We start from the raw sequence: 4,985 nt of genomic DNA on the forward strand, positions 1-4,985 counted from the left end.
TTGTCAGTGGTGGGGTGCAGGATGGGGGCATGGTTAGGCGAGTGGTGGGTGGAGCGGCGGGCGGTTCGAAGGGTTCCGGGGCCGGGGTGAAGGGGGCCACGCGGCCTGAGGTGCGGTTGCCGGTGCTGGAGCCGTTCGGGGGCGGGGAGCTGGAGCCCGACGGGGACTATGACGGGCTGGAGTTCCGGGAGGCCGACTTCGCGGGGCAGGACGGCGGGGGTGCCCGTTTTATGGACTGCGCGCTACGGGGGTGCGCGCTGGACGAGACACGGCTGCACCACGCCCGGCTGCTCGACTCGGTCCTCACGGGCGTACGGGGGGTCGGCACCAACCTTGCCGAGTCGACCCTTCGTGATGTGGAGCTGGTCGATGCCCGGCTGGGTGGGGTGCAGTTGCACGGGGCTGTGCTGGAGCGGGTGGTGGTGCGGGGCGGAAAGATCGACTATCTCAACGTGCGCAAGTCGAAGCTGAAGGATGTCGTCTTCGAGGGCTGCGTGCTGGTGGAGCCGGACTTCGGGGGTGCGGTGCTGGAGCGGGTGGAGTTCGTGGACTGTGCGCTGAAGGGGGCGGATTTCAGCGGGGCCGTCCTTCGGGACGTCGACTTTCGGCGGGCTGTGGAGCTGGGGTTCGCACGGGGGGTGGATCGGTTGGCGGGGGCGGTGATCAGTCCTGTGCAGTTGCTTGATCTGGCGGGGGTGTTTGCGGCGGAGTTGGGGGTGCGGGTGGAGTAGGTGGGGGTTTGTTTCCCACCCGGCCGCCCGCCCGCCCGACTCGGTTCGTTCGGGGGGTGCCGTCGAAGGGCTTTCCCGCCCGGCCGCCCGTCTCGGTTCGTTAGCTGGGTGCCCCTGAGAGACCAGGGGGAGCCTCGGTCAGGGGAGCCTTGGGAAGCGGGCCTGGAGGGTCCAGATTGCTGGGTTTTCGGCGAGCTCCTCGTGGAGGTCGATCAGGTCGGCCAGGACATCGTGCAGGAAATCCCTCGCCTCCTTGCGTAGCTCCGCGTGGGAGAAGGTGAGCGGCGGCTCCTCCGCCGGCATCCAGTCGGACTCGATGTCCACCCATCCGAAGCGGCGCTCGAAGAGCATGCGGTCGGTGGACTCGGTGAAGTCCAGTTCCGCGTACTGGGGGCGGGCGGCGCGGGACCCCCGGGGGTCCTGGTCCAGTTGCTCCACGATGTCGCACAGCGCCCACGCGAAGTCGAGCACCGGCACCCATCCCCAGGCTGTGGACAGTTCCCGGTCCGCCTTGGTGTCGGCGAGGTAGACGTCTCCGCAGAACAGGTCGTGGCGCAGGGCGTGGACGTCCGCGCGCCGGTAGTCGGTCTGCGGGGGGTCCGGGAAGCGGTTGGAGAGGGCGTAGCCGATATCGAGCACGGAGGAGATGGTGTCACGACGTGGGCGTCCCTCCTTTCGGCTATCTGCCCCGGCATGCGAAAGCCCCCGTACCAAGCGCCAACTCGCGCTCGGCCGGGGGCTTTTCAGCTGCCGTCCGCGACTCAGACGTTGACGCCGAAGTCCTGGGCGATGCCGACGAGGCCCGAGGCGTAGCCCTGGCCGACCGCGCGGAACTTCCACTCCGCGCCGTTGCGGTACAGCTCGCCGAAGACCATCGCCGTCTCCGTCGCCGCGTCCTCCGAGAGGTCGTAGCGGGCGATCTCGGCGCCGCCGGCCTCGTTCAGGATGCGGATGTACGCGTTGCGGACCTGGCCGAAGTTCTGCGAGCGGTTCTCCGCGTCGTAGATCGAGACCGGGAAGACGATCTTGTCGATGTCGGCGGGGAGGCCGGCGAGGTTGACCTTGATCGCCTCGTCGTCGCCCGCGCCCTCGCCCGTGCGGTTGTCGCCGGTGTGGACGATCGTGCTGTCCGGGGTCTGCTTGTTGTTGAAGAAGATGAAGTGGGCTTCGGAGTAGACCTTGCCCTGTGCGTTGACCGCGATCGCCGAGGCGTCGAGGTCGAAGTCCGTACCGGTGGTGCTGCGGACGTCCCAGCCGAGGCCCACGGTGACGGCGGTCAGGCCCGGAGCCTCCTTGGTGAGCGAGACGTTGCCACCCTTGGACAGGCTTACAGCCATTGTTGGGAGTCCTTCCCTCGTTGACATACGTGCGGCGTGCGTGCGGTGCGGAGCCCCGTACGGGACGAAGCTACCGTCACCCCTATGAACGCCGACGGGGGCCCATAAGGTTCCGCGCGCCTTTACTTTCTTTACCTGCCTTGCCGGTCCGTCGTGCTGTCGTGGCGAAAACGGGGTGACGTGGACCGGACAGGCGCGCGACCATGGTGGGTATGGCCGGTCCTTACCTCATCCGCGGCTCCGTCTCGCTCCCCGAGGCCGAGCTCATGTGGCGTTTCTCGCGGTCCGGTGGTCCGGGCGGGCAGCACGTCAACACCAGTGACACCAGAGTGGAGCTGAGCCTCGACCTCGCGAGGACCGAGGCGCTGCCCGAGGTCTGGAAGCAGCGCGCGCTGGAGCGCCTCGCCGACCGGCTCGTCGACGGAGTCGTCACCGTCCGCTCCTCCGAGCACCGCTCGCAGTGGCGCAACCGCGAGGCGGCGGCCGTACGTCTGACCGCCCTCCTCGCCGAGGCGACCGCGCCTCCGCCGAAGCCCCGCACCCCCACCCGCATCCCGCGCGGAATCAATGAACGCCGGCTGCGCCAGAAGAAGGCACGCGCGGACGTGAAGCGGGGCCGTACGGGACGGGACTGGGGTTAACGGAACCTGGGGTCGAGGGGGACCTGGGGTTGACGGGGCATGGGGTTAACCGGACCTGGGTTAACAGATCAGGCTCAGCTGCCGCTGTCACATTCGTCGGTCCGTGTTCGTCAGGGAACTGACGGGTCGGATTGCGACGGAGGAGTGGTAGCGGATGAACGATCGTGAATTTCCGGACGGCCGCGAGAAAGAGCCCTCGGAGGGCCCCGCGAGTGAATTTCTCGCCGCGCGATTCGAATCCCACCGAAGTCAACTCCGTGCCGTCGCCTACCGAATGCTCGGTTCGGGCACCGAAGCGGATGACGCCGTTCAGGAAACCTGGTTCCGGCTCAGCCGCACCGACACCACAGACGTCGGGAATCTCGCCGGCTGGCTGACCACTGTCGTCGGCCGGGTCTGCCTCGACATGCTCCGGGCCCGCAAGTCCCGTGCCGAGCAGCCCCTCGACACCTGGACCCCGGCGGACAGCCGGGCACAGCCGCCGTCGTCCTCGGGCACCGCCGACCCCGAGCGGGACGCGCTGCTCGCCGACTCGGTGGGCGCCGCCCTGATCGTCGTACTGGACGCCCTGACGCCCGCCGAGCGGCTCGCCTTCGTGCTGCACGACCTCTTCGGGGTGCCGTTCGAGGAGGTCGCGCGGATCGTGGACCGTACGCCGGCCTCGGCGCGGCAACTCGCCAGCCGCGCCCGGCGCCGGGTCCGGGGCGCGCCTGCCCGGGGCGCCGGTGCCGACCGGCGGCGGGAGGTGGTCGGTGCCTTTCTGGCCGCCGCGCGGGACGGTGACTTCGATGCGCTGGTCGCCGTACTGGACCCGGATGTGGTCGCGCGTTCGGAGGCCGGCGTCACCACCGGCGCCGCGGCGGTGGCGTCCGGCGCGAGGAGTTTCGCGCGTCTCGCGGTCGTCGCGCGGCCGGTGCTGGTCGGCGGAGAGGTGGGTCTCGCCGTGTACTCGGGGGCCGGGGGTGAGGGCCGCGGCAGCCTGGAGCGAGTCCTGACATTTACGTTCGTACACGAAAAGGTGGCCGTGATCGACATCGTGACGGCCCCGGAACGGCTCGCTCGGCTGCGAGTGACCGCGGACGTCACCCGGCCGGGAAACCAGTGCCCCGGTACTGACTGCCCCGGCATCAAGTCCCCCGGCATCAGGCCAGTTTCAGCACCCCGACCGTCTGGCCCCCGCTGGTCTCGCCCGTGGGGTGGAAGCCCAGGGACAGGTAGAAGGGCTCGGGGCCGGTCGGGCCGGGGTGCCAGGTGACGTAGAGGGTGGTTCCGCCGCGGCGGCGGATCTCGGCGGCGACGGACTCGACGGCGAAGCGGCCGTAACCCTTGCCCTGTTCGTCGGCCGCGATGTTCAGGCGCCAGAGGCCGGAGCGCAGGTCGGTGCCGGTGTCGCCCCAGGCGATGTCGAAGAAGGCCATGAGGAAGCCGACGGGCCGCTCGCCGTCGAGGATCAGCCGGGGCCAGGCGGTGCGCGGATGGACGTACGCCTCGGCCAGCGACTTCACGACGGGGTCGACCGCGTGTTCCTGATCCGGACGGACCCGGACGGCGACGGCCGCGTCGAAGTTGTCGGAGCTGATCCGCTCCAGTCGGAGCGTGTCGTTCGTCATACGGGCAATCTATGGCGCCCGGTACCGGCGTGACCAGCGGGTTTCCCGTCAGCCCAACTGCCGGTAGCGGCCCCGGAAGTACGCCAGCGGGCCCCCGTCGGCGTTCGGCACGGTCGCCGTCAGGACGCGGCCGATCACCAGGGTGTGGTCGCCCGCCGGGACCCGCTGTTCCGTACGGCACTCCAGGGTCGCCAGGGCGCCGCCCATCAGGGGGGCGCCGGACGCCTCTCCCCTGGTGTGGGGGAGGTCCGCGAAGAGGAGGCGGTCGCTGATGCGGCCCTTCATCGCGAAGCGGCCCGCGACGTGCCGCTGGCTCTCGGAGAGGACGGAGACCGCCCACAGGGGCTGTTCGTCGAGCAGGTCGTCCATCCGGGAGCCCTCGCGCACGCTGACCATGACCAGGGGCGGGTCCAGGGACACCGACAGGAAGGCGGTCGCCGTCATGCCGACGTCCTCACCGCCGGGGGCGTGCGGGTCGTCCGGGTCGAGCGACGGCTCCTGTGCGGTCACCAGGACCACGCCCGAGGCGAGGCGGGACATGGCGGCGCGGAAGTCGTCGTGGGTCACTCCCCAAGGATGCCCGGCCGGACAGGCGGCGGGGGCGGCGGGGGAGGAGGTGGAGGCGGTGGAGGTGGTGGAGGCGGTGTGTGCGGGGAGGGTGGGTAC

At 70.2% G+C, this 4,985-nt stretch carries 6 protein-coding genes and 1 pseudogene; 3 read left to right on the plus strand and 4 right to left on the minus strand.

Features of this window, described 5'->3' with window-relative positions; all coding sequences use genetic code 11:
- Window positions 1–731 (plus strand): pentapeptide repeat-containing protein (locus tag ADL01_RS16810; RefSeq protein ID WP_420719723.1); only part of this gene is annotated, 731 nt, incomplete at its 5' end.
- Window positions 732–869: 138 nt separating this feature from the next.
- On the opposite strand, the gene ADL01_RS16815 is transcribed toward ADL01_RS16810, so the two are convergent.
- Window positions 870–1,370 (minus strand): hypothetical protein, encoded by a 501-nt coding sequence (locus tag ADL01_RS16815; RefSeq protein WP_053742812.1) that lies wholly within the window; start codon window positions 1,368–1,370, stop codon window positions 870–872.
- A gap of 122 nt (window positions 1,371–1,492) precedes the next feature.
- Entirely contained in the window at window positions 1,493–2,068 is a 576-nt protein-coding gene (locus ADL01_RS16820) for a TerD family protein (RefSeq protein ID WP_053742813.1), read from the minus strand.
- Between the two features lie 203 nt (window positions 2,069–2,271).
- On the opposite strand from ADL01_RS16820, the gene arfB reads away from it, so the two are divergent.
- Both arfB and ADL01_RS16830 read left to right on the plus strand, forming a co-directional pair.
- Window positions 2,272–2,709, plus strand: coding sequence for an alternative ribosome rescue aminoacyl-tRNA hydrolase ArfB (arfB, locus tag ADL01_RS16825; RefSeq protein ID WP_053742814.1), 438 nt, complete (start codon window positions 2,272–2,274; stop codon window positions 2,707–2,709).
- Between the two features lie 154 nt (window positions 2,710–2,863).
- A pseudogene (locus ADL01_RS16830) lies at window positions 2,864–3,781 on the plus strand (sigma-70 family RNA polymerase sigma factor); the annotation flags it as partial.
- Between the two features lie 70 nt (window positions 3,782–3,851).
- On the opposite strand, the gene ADL01_RS16835 reads toward ADL01_RS16830, so the two are convergent.
- Together ADL01_RS16835 and ADL01_RS16840 are read right to left on the minus strand one after the other, a co-directional pair.
- Complete coding sequence (locus ADL01_RS16835) at window positions 3,852–4,319, minus strand: GNAT family N-acetyltransferase (protein ID WP_053742815.1); 468 nt, start codon at window positions 4,317–4,319, stop codon at window positions 3,852–3,854.
- A 48-nt stretch (window positions 4,320–4,367) separates the two neighbouring features.
- Window positions 4,368–4,859: a flavin reductase family protein gene (locus ADL01_RS16840; RefSeq protein ID WP_420719724.1), complete on the minus strand. Its 492-nt coding sequence runs from the start codon at window positions 4,857–4,859 to the stop codon at window positions 4,368–4,370.
- Window positions 4,860–4,985: the final 126 nt, after the last annotated feature.

Origin of the sequence: Streptomyces sp. NRRL WC-3618 (assembly GCF_001280005.1) — a bacterium.
Classification (GTDB): Bacteria; Actinomycetota; Actinomycetes; order Streptomycetales; family Streptomycetaceae; genus Streptomyces.

What these genes read in the sequence shown, in the direction of transcription:
- ADL01_RS16835 (WP_053742815.1), bottom strand. Translation starts at nt 4,319, where the DNA reads ATGACGAACGACACGCTCCGACTGGAGCGGATCAGCTCCGACAACTTC.
- arfB (WP_053742814.1), top strand. Translation starts at nt 2,272, where the DNA reads ATGGTGGGTATGGCCGGTCCTTACCTCATCCGCGGCTCCGTCTCGCTC.
- ADL01_RS16820 (WP_053742813.1), bottom strand. Translation starts at nt 2,068, where the DNA reads ATGGCTGTAAGCCTGTCCAAGGGTGGCAACGTCTCGCTCACCAAGGAG.
- ADL01_RS16840 (WP_420719724.1), bottom strand. Translation starts at nt 4,859, where the DNA reads ATGTCCCGCCTCGCCTCGGGCGTGGTCCTGGTGACCGCACAGGAGCCG.